Here is a 15,276-nt window from a genome sequence, read left to right as displayed (position 1 = left end):
TTTTTGTGCCATCGGCCAACAAAAAGCAGTGACTACACAATTCCAAACACAAGAAATCATCGCACCAAGCGGTGTGTAGAAACGCTGTCGCTGAGGAGTCGGCTTTTATGCTCGAAAACTTCTGGAAGGATAAATATCCGACAGGTATCGCCGCCGATATCGATCCGGATCAGTATCCGAACGTACAGGCCGTATTGAAACAGTCCTGCGAGCGTTTCGCCAACAAACCTGCGTTCAGCAACCTGGGCAAGACCCTCACCTACGGCGAAATGTACGCGCTGTCGGGTGCATTCGCTGCGTATCTGCAACAGCACACCGACCTGCAACCCGGCGATCGCATCGCCGTGCAGCTGCCCAACGTGCTGCAGTATCCGGTCGCGGTGTTCGGCGCCATTCGTGCCGGGCTCATCGTGGTCAACACCAACCCGCTGTACACCGCGCGGGAGATGGAACACCAATTCAACGACTCCGGCGCCAAGGCGCTGGTCTGCCTGGCGAACATGGCGCACCTGGCCGAGAAGGTCGTGCCCAAAACCGGCGTCAAGCACATCATCGTCACTGAAGTCGCCGACCTGCTGCCGCCGCTCAAGCGCCTGCTGGTCAACAGCGTCATCAAGTACGTGAAGAAGATGGTCCCGCCGTTTCACCTGCCCAAGGCGGTGAAATTCAACGACGTGCTGGCCAAGGGTCGCGGTCAGCCGGTGCAGGATGTTTCGCCGAACGGCGACGATGTCGCGGTGCTGCAATACACCGGAGGCACCACGGGCGTGGCCAAAGGGGCGATGCTGACCCACCGCAACCTGATCGCCAACATGCTGCAGTGCCGGGCGCTGATGGCGGCCAATCTTAATGAAGGCACCGAGGTGTTGATCACGCCGTTGCCGCTGTATCACATCTATGCGTTCACCTTTCACTGCATGGCGATGATGCTGAGCGGCAACCACAACGTGCTGATCAGCAACCCCCGTGATCTGTCGGCGATGGTGAAAGAGCTGTCGAAGTGGAAGTTTTCCGGTTTTGTCGGGCTCAACACGCTGTTCGTCGCGCTGTGCAATAACGCCGACTTCCGCCACCTGGATTTCTCTTCACTGAAGCTCACCCTGTCAGGCGGCATGGCGCTGCAAACCGCTGCCGCCGAGCGCTGGAAAGAAGTGACCGGCTGCTCGATCTGCGAGGGTTACGGCATGACCGAGACCAGCCCGGTGGCGTCGGTGAACCCATTCCAGAAGATCCAGATGGGTACCATCGGCATTCCCGTGCCCTCGACGCTGTGCAAGACCATCAATGACGCTGGCGAAGAGCTGCCGTTGGGCGAAGTGGGCGAGCTGTGCATCAAGGGCCCGCAGGTGATGAAGGGCTACTGGGAAAACCAGGCCGCCACCGACGACATGCTGGATGCCGACGGTTGGTTGAAGACCGGCGACATCGCGATCATCCAGCCGGATGGCTACATGCGCATCGTCGATCGCAAGAAAGACATGATTCTGGTCTCCGGCTTCAACGTTTACCCGAACGAACTGGAAGACGTGCTGGCAACCTTGCCGGGCGTGCTGCAGTGCGCGGCCATCGGCATCCCGGACGAGAAATCCGGCGAGGCGATCAAACTGTTCGTGGTGTGCAAACCGGGTACGACCCTGAGCAAGGATCAGGTCATGGAGCACATGCGCGCCAACGTTACCGCTTATAAAGTGCCGCGCAGCGTGGAATTCCGCGACGCCCTGCCGACCACCAACGTCGGCAAGATCCTGCGCCGCGAACTGCGTGACGAAGAGCTGAAAAAGCTGGCGCTGAAAAAGCCTGCGTAAGTCAGCCCTCACTCCCACAGACCCCGCCAGCGTGCGGGGTTTGTTGTTTAAAGCGGGCATGGATTGTCACGGCGGTATCGCTGAATGCCCTGACCCCTTCGTGAGCAAGCTCACTCCCACAAGTCCAGCGGCCTTCCCGAGACTGAGTCCATCCCCATCCTGTGGGTTGGTAAGAGACCTCGAATTGGCTGCGATCCTGTGGGAGCGAGCTTGCTCGCGAAGGCTTAGTTTCATTCACTAGAGAAAGTGGCTGAACGCCCCCGGCCCCTTCGTGAGCTCACTCCCACAGGGTTCACGTTGTCCCACATTGGGTGTCCTGCCACATGATCTATCAGGGCGTAGATATGCAGACCTGCCTCCGCCCCACCAAATCTGCGACAATCCGCGCCCTGCATTCAGATAGAAAGATTCCGCGCCCTGATGACCGACGATTCGACCTCCATCGACCAACTCTTCAAAAATCTCGACCACGCGATGATCAGCGATCGTCATCGCTTGCGCCGGCAATTGCATGAGCTGCGCAAGAAACCGGACGAGACGAAGCTGGCGCATTGGGTCGAGCGCGTGCAGGCATCGTGCGCCCGTGTGCTGAGTCGCGCCCAAAGTGTGCCGACGATGCGCTACGACGAAAACCTGCCGATCGCCGCCAAGCGTGACGAGATCAAGAAAGCGATTCTTGAACATCAGGTCTTGATCATCGCCGGCGAAACCGGCTCGGGCAAAACCACGCAGCTGCCGAAAATCTGTCTGGAAATCGGTCGCGGTCAGCAAGGACTGATCGGCCACACCCAGCCACGTCGTATTGCAGCACGCAGCGTCGGCAGCCGGGTCGCTGAGGAAATCGGCACGCCGCTGGGCGGACTGGTGGGTTATCAGGTGCGCTTCGAAGATCAGAGCGACGAAAACACCCTGATCAAGCTGATGACCGACGGCATCCTGCTCGCCGAAACCCAGCACGACCGCTTTCTTGAGCGCTACGACACGATCATCGTCGACGAAGCCCACGAGCGCAGCCTGAACATCGACTTCCTGCTCGGTTACCTGAAAACCCTGCTGCCCCGTCGCCCGGACCTGAAAGTCATCATCACCTCGGCGACCATCGACCTCGAGCGCTTCTCCGAGCATTTCGACAAAGCGCCGGTCATCGAAGTCTCGGGCCGGACTTTCCCGGTGGAGACCTGGTACCGGCCGATGACTGCGCAGCAGGACGAAGAGGGCAACAGCGTCGAGGAAGACCTGACCGTCGATCAGGCGATTCTCGCCGCGCTGGACGAGCTGGCCGCTTTCGAACGCAGCGAGCGCAAGTCCCCCGGCGATGTGTTGGTGTTTCTGCCCGGCGAGCGGGAGATCCGTGACGCCGCCGAGATGCTGCGCAAGGCGCAACTCAAGCACACCGAAATCCTGCCGTTGTACGCGCGTTTGTCGCCGGCCGAACAACAACGAATCTTCCAATCCCACCCGGGCCGTCGTGTGGTACTGGCGACCAACGTCGCAGAGACCTCGCTGACCGTGCCGGGTATCCGCTACGTCATCGACACCGGCACCGCACGCATCAGCCGCTACAGCTACCGCGCCAAAGTGCAGCGCCTGCCCATCGAAGCGATCTCCCAGGCCAGCGCCAACCAGCGCAAGGGCCGTTGCGGCCGAGTCGAGCCGGGCCTGTGCGTGCGCCTGTACAGCGAAGAGGATTTTCTCTCGCGGCCTGAATTCACCGATCCGGAAATTCTGCGCACCAACCTCGCGGCGGTCATCCTGCAGATGCTCCACCTGCGACTGGGCCAGATCACCGATTTCCCGTTCATCGAGCCGCCGGACGGCAAGGCAATCAGCGACGGTTTCAACCTGTTGCAAGAGCTGTCGGCGGTTGACCGCGAGAACAATCTGACACCGATGGGCCGGCAACTGGCGCGCCTGCCGGTGGACCCGCGCATGGGCCGCATGTTGCTCGAAGCGGCGAAGCAAGGCAGCTTGCAGGAAGTGCTGATCGTCGCCAGCGCCATGTCGATTCAAGACCCGCGGGAGCGTCCGCCGGAGCGTCAACAGGCCGCCGACCAAGCCCACGCGCAGTGGAAAGATCAGGACTCCGACTTCGCCGGGCTGGTCAATCTGTGGCGCGGCTTCGAAGAACAGCGCCAGGCCTTGACCGCCAGTCCGTTGCGTAACTGGTGCCGGCGCAACTTCCTCAATTACCTGCGCCTGCGAGAATGGCGTGACTCCCATCGTCAATTGAGTTTGATCTGTCGCGACCTGCAACTGACGGTCAACAAAGAGCCGGCCGATTTTCCGAAATTCCACAAGGCAGTGCTCTCGGGCCTGCTCAGCCAGATCGGACAGAAGACTGAAGATGGCGACTACCTGGGCGCGCGTCAGCGGCGGTTCTGGGTGCATCCGTCGTCGGGGCTGGGTCGCAAGCGCCCGCAGTGGATCATGGCCGCCGAGCTGGTGGAAACCACCAAGCTGTATGCGCGCATGGTGGCGAAGATCGAACCGGACTGGATCGAACCCCTCGCCGGCCACCTGATCAAGAAAAACCACTTCGAGCCCCATTGGGAAAAGAAGCGCGGCCAGGTCGTCGCCTTCGAGCAGATCACCCTGTTCGGCCTGATCGTGGTCGGTCGCCGCCCTGTGCATTTCGGGCCGATCGATCCGGTGGTGTCCCGTGATTTGTTCATCCGCGAAGGGCTGGTGCGTGGCGAAATCCAGTCCCGGGCCAAATGCCTCGCCGCCAACGCCAGGTTGCTGGAACAGCTCGACGAATTGGAAGCCAAGGCGCGTCGCCGCGACATTCTGGCCGACGAAGAGACCCTGTACCGCTATTACGACGAACGCTTGCCGGCGGAGATCCACCAGACCGCGACGTTCGACGCCTGGTACCGGATGGAAAGCCAGAAGAACCCGCAATTGCTGATCATGCGTGAGGAAGATGTGCTCGCCCGGGAAGCCAGCGAAGTCACGGCCAATCAGTACCCGGACACCTTGAGAATTGGCGAACTGACCCTGTCGCTGACTTATCACTTCGAACCGAACCACCCGCGCGACGGCGTGACCCTTCGGGTGCCGGCGCCGCTGTTGCTGTCGTTGCCGGCCGAGCGCCTGGAATGGCTGGTGCCGGGGCTGCTGGAGACCAAGTGCGTGGCGCTGGTGCGCAATCTGCCCAAGGCGCTGCGCAAGAATTTCGTGCCGGTGCCGGACTTCGTCAAAGCCGCGTTGCAGCGCATGGTCTTCGCCGAAGGCTCGCTGCCTCAGGCACTGGGCCGCGAGTTGTTGCGCATGACCGGCGTGCGGGTGACTGACGAAGCCTGGGCCGAGGCGGCGCAGCAGGTAGAAAGCCACCTGAAAATGAACCTTGAAGTGGTCGATGCCAACGGCAAGTTCCTCGGTGAAGGCCGTGAGCTGGATGAGCTGACCGCCCGTTTTGCCGAGGCGGGACAAGCCGCGTTGGCGGTGCCTCAATCGGCGAAAGGTCAGCAGCCGGTTGAGGCCAAGGGCTTTGCGGCGGTGGCCGAAAAGACTCAACAAAAGATCGCCGGGCTGTCGATGACGGTGTATCCGGCGCTGGTGGAAGAGGGCGGTACGGTCAAGGAAGGGCGTTTCTCGACCCAGGCCGAGGCCGAATACCAGCACCGTCGAGCCCTGCAACGGCTGTTGTTGCAACAACTGGCCGAGCCGACCAAGTTCCTGCGCAGCAAGCTGCCGGGCCAGACCGAGCTGGCGTTGCTGTATCGCGATCTGGGCCGGGTTGATGGGCTGATCGAAGACATTCTGCTGGCGAGCCTCGACAGCTGCATCCTTGAGGGCGAAGCGACCTTGCCGCGAGACGGCGCCGGTCTGCTGTCCCTCGCCGAGCGCAAGCGTGGCGGTCTGACCGAACATGCCGAGCGGCTGGCGAAGCTGACGCTGGAAATCCTCAAGCTCTGGCACGGCTTGCAAAAGCGCTTCAAGGGCAAGATCGATCTGGCCCAGGCCGTGGCGCTGAACGACATCAAGGGCCAGCTGAGCAAGCTGGTCTACCCGGGTTTTGTCCGTGAAACGCCGGCGGTGTGGCTCAAGGAACTGCCGCGTTACCTCAAGGCCATCGAAATGCGCCTCGAGAAACTCGGTAGCCAGGCGCAGAAGGACCGGGTCTGGAGCATCGAGCTAGGCAATCTCTGGGCGCAGTACCAGACCCGCGCCGACAAACATGCCCAGGAAGGCAAGCGCGACCCGGAACTGGTGGTGTATCGCTGGTGGCTGGAGGAATACCGGGTCTCGCTGTTTGCCCAGCAGTTGGGGACCAAAGTGCCGATCTCGGACAAGCGGCTGAACAAGCAATGGAGCCAGGTCGAGGGGTGATGCCCCTCGGCCCGCAGTCCCGATTACATTACCCGATAGCGCGAAAAGGCGGCCGTTATGGCAAACTTCGCGGCTAAACTTCATAGCGTCATAAACATACGTCGTCCGCCAAGCGGGTTGCTGCCTCGTTGCATTGGGACTTTCGTTCCAGAACCACCGACGCCCTGCTTGTGCTGGCTGTTCAGCTGCTGCCGTCAATGAGCTGCTTTTATCTCGAGAGGAACGACCGTGTACGAAGTCGTGATCAGTGGCACCGGGCTTTTCACCCCCGCCAACAGTATTTCCAACGATGAGCTGGTGCAGTCTTTCAATACCTACGTTGCCCAGTTCAACGCCGAAAATGCCGCCGCGATCGACGCGGGCGAGATTCAGGCACTGACGGAATCCAACGCGGCGTTCATCGAGAAAGCCAGCGGCATCAAAAGCCGTTACGTGATGGACAAGGACGGCATTCTCGACCCCCAGCGCATGAAGCCTCGCCTGCCCGAGCGTTCGAATGACGAATGGTCGATTCTCTGCGAGATGGGCGTTGCCGCGGCCAAACAGGCCCTGGAGCGTGCCGGCAAGACCGCCGCCGACATCGACGGCGTGATCGTCGCCTGCTCGAACCTGCAGCGGGCGTACCCGGCGATTTCCATCGAAATCCAGGCGGCGTTGGGCGTTCAGGGCTTCGGCTTCGACATGAACGTGGCATGTTCATCGGCCACGTTCGGCATTCAGACGGCGTGCAACAGCGTCAAGCTGGGCCAGGCCCGCGCGCTGTTGGTTATCAGCCCTGAAATCTGCACCGCTCACCTCAATTTCCGCGACCGTGACAGCCACTTCATTTTTGGCGATGCGGCCACGGCGGTGGTGGTCGAGCGTGCTGACCTGGCGACCTCACAGCATCAGTTCGATATCGTCGGCACCAAGCTGCAGACATCGTTCTCCAATAACATCCGCAACAACTTCGGTTTCCTCAACCGCGCGGCGGAAGAGGGCGAAGGCAAGGCGGACAAGCTGTTCGTTCAGGAAGGCCGCAAGGTGTTCCGCGACGTCTGCCCGATGGTCGCCGAGCTGGTGGCTGCACACCTGAACGAGAACCAGCTGAACGTCGGCGACGTGCAACGCTTCTGGCTGCATCAGGCCAACCTGAGCATGAACCACCTGATCGTGAAGAAACTGCTGGGCCGCTACGCCACCGTCGAAGAAGCCCCGGTGATCCTCGACCGTTACGCCAACACCAGCTCCGCAGGCTCAGTGATCGCCTTTCACGAGCACCAGGACGACTTGCCAAGCGGCGCGCTGGGCGTGCTCAGCTCGTTCGGCGCGGGCTATTCGATTGGTAGCGTGATTTTGCGCAAGAAGTGATCTGACAGCCTGCCGGTAACCCGTGGGAGCGAGCTTGCTCGCGAAGATGGCATTTCAACCGCTGAAGATGTAGCGGATGTTCTTGTCTCTTCGTGAGCAAGCTCACTCCCACAGTAGTTTTCAGCGTTTGGCAAATTTGCGACGTCAGACAAAAAAAGCCCGGCGCTGCTCTGTCGGAACGGATGATGGGGATCCGACAGGGCAACGGCGGGCATGAGGTCCAGCGACTTCAAGCGGCAGCAGCACGCCGCTTGAAGCTTTCAGCTTGTAACTTGCAGCTCATGGCTGCCTTTCTTAAAACTTCGCCAGCACGTCCAGTTGCAGCGTATTCGCATCCTGATCACGCGGCAGCGCAGAAGTCGCGAAGTCCGCTTTGGTCAGGAAGTACGTTGCACCGACGGCGAAGTTCTTGTCGATGTCGTAGGAAATCGCCAGCTTGTGACCGCGCGAACCGGTGGTGCCGTTCGCGAAGTCGGAGTCGGTGAAGGCACCCACCACAGCGTTACGCTGTGTATCGCGGTAGTTGTAGTCCAGACCGAAACCGAACACCTTGGTTTTCACACCGGCCAGCCAGGCGGTGTCTTCGTCGCTGTTGGTGGCGCTGTTGACCACGTATTGACCGTACAGGCCAACCGGTACTGCAAAGCCGGTCAGGTCCAGTTGACCGAAGCCTTCGTACAGACGGAAGTCAGTGGTGTTGTTGCCGTTGATGCTCAGGCCACAGAACGTCGTGCTGGTGCTGGCAGCAGCCGGATTACAGTCATTGGAGTTCTCGTAGTTGTAGACCGAACCGCCGACCGTCATCTTCACGTTGTCGGTGATCGCGACACGTGTGCCCAACTGGGCAGCGTTCAGGCGCAGGTCGTTCTTGAACTGCGTCCCTTCGCCGCTGATGTTGTCCTTGAGGGTGTAGGTACCGGCGCTGCCGAACAGCTCGAACGCTTTGTTGATCGGCAGGCTGTAAGTCGCGGCCAGACCTTCAGGGTTGATGTCGTTGTCCCAGATCACGTCGCCTTCGCTGACCCATGGCTGAGCCATTTTGCCGCCGATGACGTGCAGGTTCTTGATATTGGTCGGGTGGTAATCGATGAAGCCCTGATCCAGCCACAGGTCTTTCTTGGTGAAGTAGTCGTTCTGATCAACGTTCGTCGAGTTGGCCTTGTTGTCGCCACCGGTGGCGATGCGGATACCGGTGCTGACCTGCGGGTTGATCTCGCTGTAGGCACCGAGGCGCACACGGATACGCTGACGGTTTTTGTCCTGGCTGTTGTTCTGGTCGTCGATCTTGACCGTCTCTTGCCGAACGCGAACGTCGCCCTTGAATTGAGTCTTCGCCGCCCATGCCACTTTCTGCTCGAAGGCAGACAGTTCGGAGGACTTGGCAGCGGTGGCGGCGGCGATCTGGTCGGACGTCGCTTTCTGAGCCTGTTGCTGAGCCAGTTGGTCTTTGGTCAGCTCGGTTTGCAGTTCGGCGTACTGGGCAGGTGAAATCGAGCCGTTGGCCTTGAGCATGTCGAGCAGTTTCGCGTCGACTGCGGCGCTGGCCGGAACGCTCATGGCCAGCAGCACACCACCACACAGGGCTGCCGCAGTTTTCGTGGAAGCAAGACGCATATCAATCTCCGTAATCGAGAAGGGATGACCGAATCATCCAGGGATCAACCGACCAAAGGCGGGCGGGAAAAATCGGAAGTCTTAGAACCTCTGGCTCTAAAAACAGGCGCCAGTATTGCCAGCGTTTATGACGAAACGGTGGCGAAGTGATGTCATGTCGATGACATGTGAAAATTTTGTCGAAGCCGCGGGCTAGAGCGGCGGATCGAGTAAATTCGCGTGCAGGCCCTGTTAATAAGTGATACTGCGCAAACGTTAGCGACCACCGGACTGGACCAGGAGTGGCGAGATGTCGTTACACCGTTTAGATAAGCTGTCGGACCTTGCGCCTGAACAGTGGGACGCCCTGATACCGGGCGATTCACCCTTTCTGCGCCATGCGTTTCTCAGTTCGCTGGAAGACAGCGGCAGCCTCGGACCTCGTTCCGGCTGGCGGGCCGAGCACTTGCTGCATTACGAGGGCGAGCAGCTGATCGCTGCGCTGCCGGCGTACCGCAAATGGCACTCTTACGGCGAATACGTCTTCGATCACGCCTGGGCGGACGCCTGTCGTCGCGCCGGGCTGGCCTATTACCCCAAGCTGCTGGTAGCAGTGCCGTTCAGCCCGGTAAGCGGGCCTCGGCTGCTGGCGAAGACACCCGAAGACGGTCGCGAACTGCTCGCCTGCCTGCCGGGCTATGCCCAGGGCGAGGAGCTGTCCAGCGTTCACGTCAACTTCACCGATCCGGTGGCCGACGCTTTGCTCGCCGAACAACCCGGCTGGCTACAGCGCATTGGCTGCCAGTACCATTGGCAGAATCGCGGCTATCGGGATTTCCAGGATTTCCTCGATGCCTTGAGCTCACGCAAGCGCAAGCAGATGCGCAAGGAGCGCGAGCAAGTGGCGGGGCAGGGTTTTGATTTCGACTGGCTAGAAGGCCACGAGCTGAGCGAGGCGCATTGGGATTTCGTCTACGCCTGTTATTCCAATACCTACGAAGTGCGTGGGCAAACGCCGTACCTCACGCGGGAATTCTTCAGCCTTGTGGCAGAGCGCATGCCCGACGCGATTCGCGTAGTGCTGGCACGGCAGGGTTCGCGGCCGGTGGCGATGGCGTTCAGCCTGATTGGCGGGGACAGTTTTTACGGACGCTACTGGGGCTGTCTGGCCGAGTTCGATCGGCTGCACTTCGAGACCTGTTTCTATCAGGGCATGGATTACGCGATCGCCCACGGCTTCAAGCGCTTCGACGCGGGCGCCCAAGGTGAGCACAAGTTGATCCGCGGCTTCGAGCCGGTGATCACACACTCGTGGCATTACCTGGCGCATCCGGGGTTGAGAGAGGCGGTGGCGGATTTCCTGACTCATGAACGGGCGGGTATTCTGGCGTACGCCGACGAGGCGCGCGCGGCGTTGCCGTATCGGCAGGTGTAGCTCGATCTGTTTGGGTCCGATCAAGCGAGAGCAGCTTTGTCGGCTTCGCCGTGACACCGATGTCTCGTGGCAAGCTCAGCCCTTGTAGGAGTGAACTTGCTCACGAAGGCGGCACCGGAACCTCCCGGGACATCCGCCGTGGGCCTATCTCTTCAAGGGTCAATCCACCCCAACAAACCCGCCCGTCTGATGCGCCCACAGCCGCGCATACAAACCTTTGTGGGCCAATAGCTCGCCATGGGTTCCGCTTTCAGCGATCACGCCGTTTTCCAGCACGATCAGGCGGTCCATCCGCGCGATGGTCGACAACCGGTGAGCAATAGCGATCACCGTCTTGCCCTGCATCAGCGTTTCCAGACTCTCCTGAATCGCCGCTTCCACTTCCGAATCCAGCGCGGACGTCGCTTCGTCCATGATCAGGATCGGCGCGTCCTTGAGCAGCACGCGGGTGATGGCGATGCGCTGACGCTGACCACCGGACAGCTTCACGCCGCGCTCGCCCACATGGGCATCCAGCCCGGTGCGGCCTTCAGAGTCCGTGAGCAGCGGGATGAACTCGTCGGCGCGGGCCTTGCGCATGGCTTCCCACAGCTCGGCGTCGGTCGCATCCGGTTTGCCGTACAGCAGGTTGTCGCGGATGGAACGGTGCAGCAGCGACGTGTCCTGCGTGATCATGCCGATGTGCGAACGCAGGCTTTCTTGAGCGACGTGGGAAATGTCCTGATCGTCAATCAGGATGCGGCCGCCTTGTACGTCGTACAAACGCAGCAGCAAATTCACCAACGTGGATTTGCCTGCGCCCGAAGGCCCGATCAACCCGATTTTCTCGCCCGGCTTGATGTCCAGGTTCAGGCCATGAATCACGCCTTTGCCCTTGCCGTACTGGAAGTTGAGATTCTCAAATTTCACTTCACCACGGCTGACGGCCAGCTTCGGTGCAGCGTCCCGATCGGTGATGCCTACCGGTTGCGCGATGCTCTGCAGACCGTCCTGCACCATGCCGATATTTTCGAAGATGCCGTTGACCACCCACATGATCCAGCCGGACATGTTGACGATCCGAATCGCCAGACCGGTCGCCAGCGCGATCGCACCCACGGAAATCAGCGACTGGGTCCACAGCCACAACGCCAGGCCCGTGGTCGTGACGATCAGAATGCCGTTAAGCGTGGTGATCACGGAGTCCATCTCGGTGATCACGCGGCCGGCGAGCTGGGTCTTCTCGGTTTGTTCGCTGATGGCCTCGCGGGCGTACTGCTGCTCCGAATTGGTGTGGGCGAAGAGCTTGAGCGTGGCGATGTTGGTGTAGCCATCGACGATGCGGCCCATCAGTTTGGAACGCGCATCGGAGGAGATCACCGAGCGCGCTTTAACCCGCGGCACGAAGTACCGGAGGGCAAGGATGAACGCGATGATCCAGCTCAGCAGCGGGATCATCAGGCGCCAGTCGGCCTCGGCGAACAGCACCAGCGCGCTGATCGAATAGATCAGCACGTGCCACAACGCGTCCACCGACTGCACCGCCGAGTCGCGCAGCGCGTTGCCGGTCTGGACAATGCGTTGGGCGATGCGACCGGCGAAGTCGTTCTGGAAGAAATTCAGGCTCTGCTTGAGCACGTAACTGTGGTTCTGCCAGTTGATCATGCTGGTCATGCCGGGGCTGATGGTCTGGTGCACCAGCAAGTCGTGCAGCGCAACGAAGATCGGCCGCAGCACCAGCGCGACGATGACCATCCACGTCAGCTCGAACGCATGTTCCTGGAAGAAATTCGGGTTGGGCGTGCCCTGGGCCAGGTCGATGATGCGACTCAGGTAGCTGAACAGCGAGACTTCGATCAGCGCGCCGATCAGTCCGACCACCAGCAGCGCAGCAAAGCTGGGCCACACCTGACGCAGGTAATACAGGTAGAACGATGTGACGGTGTTGGGCGGGGCGGCGGAAGGGGCTTCGCGGAAAATATCGATCAGCTGTTCAAAACGGCGATAGAGCATTGGCAATGACGCCCACGCTTGAGCGGGCTCTCCTTTCAATGGGGTGATAGGCAGCGGCTTGAGAGCAGCTCAATGGCAGTCTTCGGTTCAGACCACAGCAAAACGCGATTGCTCACGCTGATTCAAGAGGCCTTGTCCCTAAAATGCAAAAGCCGGGCAGGCGCCCGGCTTTTATGCTTGCGGCAAGCTTAGTTCACGCGCTTGGCCGTCTTGATGTAGATCGGGTCCACCGGCACGTTCTGCATGCCGCCTTTGTTGCCGGTCTGCACGTTGACGATCTGGTCAACGACGTCCATGCCTTTCACGACCTTGCCGAACACCGCATAACCGTAGTCACGGGCGCCGTGGTCGAGCATTGCGTTGTCGACGACGTTGATGAAGAACTGGCTGGTGGCCGAGTTCACGTCCGAAGTCCGCGCCATCGCGACAGTGCCGCGCACGTTGTGCAGGCCGTTATCGGCTTCGTTCTTGATCGGGTCGTTGGTGGATTTCTGCTGCATCTGCGCGGTAAAGCCGCCGCCCTGCACCATGAAGCCCGGGATCACCCGGTGGAAGATGGTGTTGTTGTAGAAGCTGCTGTCGACGTACTTGAGGAAGTTCTGAGTGCTGATGGGCGCCTTGTCCTGGTTCAGCTCGATTTCCACATCGCCGAAGCTGGTGGTCAGCACAACGTGAGGCGCCGGAGCGGCCATCAGATTGCCAGCGAACAACACGGCAGCGGCGGAGAGGGCGATTTTCTTCAGCATGGGCAGAGTCCTGAAATTGATGTCGACTGCGAAAACAGGACGTAAGGGAAGCACGTTTGCGGGGATTTGGACAGTGGGGGCATGCCCCGCCCTGTTTTAGTGGGACCGGCTTTAGCCGGGAAGGGGCCGGTTTCATCACCCCCAATCCTGCGGTGTAACGCCTGACGCTTTCCCGGCTAAAGCCAGTCCTACAGAGGAACGCGGCGTAATCATAGGACCGGCTTCAGCCGGGAAGGGGCCGGTTTAATCACCCCCAATCCTGCGGTGTAACGCCTGACGCCTTCCCGGCTAAAGCCAGTCCCACAGGGTGATGCGGTGCATTCGTAGGACCGGCTTCAGCCGGGAAGAGGCCAGTGTGATCACCCTCACTCCTGCGGTGTGACACCCGACGCCTTCCCGGATAGAGCTTATTCAAAGCATCTGCTGCGGCGCCGGGAAGGGCGCATCCAGCGGCGCGGTGTCGAAACTCTGAATCAGCTCAATCAGAATCTGCGTCGCAGGCCCGAGCGGTTTGTCCTTACTCGAATAGAGATAGAACGTCGGATGCCGACTGCCGCCTTTATCAAGAGGCAGGATCTTCAGCACGCCCTCCTGAATCTCCCGCTCGATGATGTGGCGCGGCAGCCAGGCAAACCCCAACCCGCTGCTGACAAACGCAGCTGCTGTCGCAAGGCTGCCAACCGTCCAGCGCTGTTCGGCACCGAGCCAGCCGACATCGCGCGGTTGATTGCGACCGGAGTCACGAATCACCACCTGTAACTGGCTTTCCAGGTCCTGGAAATTCAACTCACGCTGTAGTTGATGCAAGGCATGGCCAGGGTGGGCCACGGCGACGAACTCGACCTTGCTCATCTCATTACCCAGATACCCCGGAATGCTGAAGCCGCTGATGGCGAGATCGGCTACGCCTTCCAGCAACACTTCCTCCACGCCCGACAGCACTTCCTCACGCAGCCGCACCCGACATCCGCGGCTCTGCGGCATGAAGGCGGTCAGCGCCCGCACCAGTCGCGCGTTCGGGTAAGCGGCATCGACCACCAGCCGCACCTCGGCTTCCCAACCCTGTTCCATGTGATGGGCCAAGTCTTCCAGCTGGCTGGCGTTCTTCACCAGTTGCCGCGAACGTCGCAACAGGACCTCGCCGGCCTCGGTCAGCACGGCCTTGCGGCCATCGATGCGCAACAGCGGAACGCCGAGCTGGTCCTGCATCCTGGCGACGGTGTAGCTGACCGACGACTGCGAGCGGTGCAGCGCTTCGGCAGCCTGAGCAAAGCCGCCATGGTCGACAACGGCTTGCAGCGTGCGCCATTGATCAAGGGTCACGCGGGGCGCTTTCATCTCTCGCTCCTGTTGTCCTAAGCTGGCGGTCCCTGAATGGAGACTGCCCCATGAAAAGAATCTGTTGTGTGCTGCTGGCGATGCTGCCGCTGAGCGCGTTTGCCTACCCGATCGACGTCGAGAAAGACATCAAGGACGTGCAGGTGGACTACAACAGTCATGACGTCGCCTACGACATCGGCAACATCACCCTGAATAACTTTGGCGACGTTCCCGCCAAGTGCAGCGTGGTCTTTCGCAACGGGCCGGAGGCCCCACGCACGCGCCGGGTTCAGGTCGCGCCGAACAGCAGCACCGAAGTCACCGCGAAATTCACCCGCGACATCGTCAAGCTGCGCATCTCCCTGAGCTGCGAGCCTCTGTAACCGACGCATCAGCGTCGACGGAGCGTACTTCGGCTTCGTCGATAAAACAAATTCTTAGATGGGTTCTCGGCGATTGGCAGCTTCTTTGATCGAGACAGCTGCCGCTGACAGGCCAGGGAAATGAACGTTCTCGCGCGCGAGCGACCTCTTACAAATCGCTTAATCGTCCGTTAATCCCGTCGCCTGATGATGCTCGCGTTCATCGACACTCCATTGGCACTCGTTCGCTCCTGAGTGCATTGCCCGATCGACCTGCAGGACTGCGCCGGGTCGATCGGGTTTTTTCTTTCCGGGTCCGGGATCGCCGCAAACGGCGGCCC

Annotated in this window: 10 protein-coding genes; 6 read left to right on the top strand and 4 right to left on the bottom strand. The window is 60.5% G+C overall.

Annotated features, from left to right (window positions below):
- The first annotated feature begins 107 nt into the window (after positions 1-107).
- The 3 genes from fadD1 (at position 108) to AC0Z8Z_RS00530 (ending at position 7,487) form a co-directional block, all read left to right on the top strand.
- The gene (fadD1, locus tag AC0Z8Z_RS00540; protein ID WP_485617362.1) at positions 108-1,805 is read left to right on the top strand and encodes a long-chain-fatty-acid--CoA ligase FadD1; all 1,698 of its coding nucleotides are present in this window, start codon (positions 108-110) and stop codon (positions 1,803-1,805) included.
- A gap of 420 nt (positions 1,806-2,225) precedes the next feature.
- Complete coding sequence (hrpA, locus tag AC0Z8Z_RS00535) at positions 2,226-6,137, top strand: ATP-dependent RNA helicase HrpA (RefSeq protein ID WP_485617361.1); 3,912 nt, start codon at positions 2,226-2,228, stop codon at positions 6,135-6,137.
- A 228-nt stretch (positions 6,138-6,365) separates the two neighbouring features.
- Positions 6,366-7,487: a beta-ketoacyl-ACP synthase III gene (locus AC0Z8Z_RS00530; protein WP_485617360.1), complete on the top strand. Its 1,122-nt coding sequence runs from the start codon at positions 6,366-6,368 to the stop codon at positions 7,485-7,487.
- 294 nt (positions 7,488-7,781) lie between these two features.
- Here AC0Z8Z_RS00530 and AC0Z8Z_RS00525 read toward each other — a convergent pair whose 3' ends face one another.
- Positions 7,782-9,101, bottom strand: a complete 1,320-nt coding sequence (locus tag AC0Z8Z_RS00525) for a putative porin (protein WP_122536651.1) — start codon at positions 9,099-9,101, stop codon at positions 7,782-7,784.
- Positions 9,102-9,125: 24 nt separating this feature from the next.
- On the opposite strand from AC0Z8Z_RS00525, the gene AC0Z8Z_RS00520 reads away from it, so the two are divergent.
- On the top strand, positions 9,126-9,251 hold the full coding sequence (locus tag AC0Z8Z_RS00520) for a hypothetical protein (protein WP_485617359.1): 126 nt from the start codon (positions 9,126-9,128) through the stop codon (positions 9,249-9,251).
- Between the two features lie 139 nt (positions 9,252-9,390).
- Positions 9,391-10,515 carry a GNAT family N-acetyltransferase gene (locus AC0Z8Z_RS00515; RefSeq protein WP_485617358.1) on the top strand — a complete coding sequence of 375 codons (1,125 nt, stop codon included), beginning with the start codon at positions 9,391-9,393 and terminating at the stop codon, positions 10,513-10,515.
- 159 nt (positions 10,516-10,674) lie between these two features.
- Here the strand turns inward: AC0Z8Z_RS00515 and AC0Z8Z_RS00510 are convergent, their stop codons facing one another.
- The 3 genes from AC0Z8Z_RS00510 to AC0Z8Z_RS00500 all read right to left on the bottom strand — a co-directional run bounded on the left by AC0Z8Z_RS00510 (position 10,675) and on the right by AC0Z8Z_RS00500 (position 14,591).
- The gene (locus tag AC0Z8Z_RS00510) at positions 10,675-12,507 is read right to left on the bottom strand and encodes an ABC transporter ATP-binding protein (RefSeq protein ID WP_122536653.1); all 1,833 of its coding nucleotides are present in this window, start codon (positions 12,505-12,507) and stop codon (positions 10,675-10,677) included.
- 188 nt (positions 12,508-12,695) lie between these two features.
- Positions 12,696-13,253, bottom strand: a complete 558-nt coding sequence (locus AC0Z8Z_RS00505) for a peptidylprolyl isomerase (protein WP_485617357.1) — start codon at positions 13,251-13,253, stop codon at positions 12,696-12,698.
- A gap of 411 nt (positions 13,254-13,664) precedes the next feature.
- Positions 13,665-14,591 (bottom strand): LysR family transcriptional regulator, encoded by a 927-nt coding sequence (locus AC0Z8Z_RS00500; RefSeq protein WP_346630691.1) that lies wholly within the window; start codon positions 14,589-14,591, stop codon positions 13,665-13,667.
- 50 nt (positions 14,592-14,641) lie between these two features.
- Between AC0Z8Z_RS00500 and AC0Z8Z_RS00495 the strand changes: the two genes are divergently transcribed.
- Positions 14,642-14,956, top strand: coding sequence for a 3-phosphoglycerate kinase (locus AC0Z8Z_RS00495; RefSeq protein WP_485617356.1), 315 nt, complete (start codon positions 14,642-14,644; stop codon positions 14,954-14,956).
- The last annotated feature ends 320 nt before the right edge of the window (positions 14,957-15,276 follow it).

The sequence above is a fragment of the Pseudomonas sp. 1L-C-7-B-C1 genome, assembly GCF_057291635.1.
The sequence above is the reverse complement of the archived record's forward strand: the minus strand, read 5'-3'. Positions and strand labels throughout refer to the sequence as shown.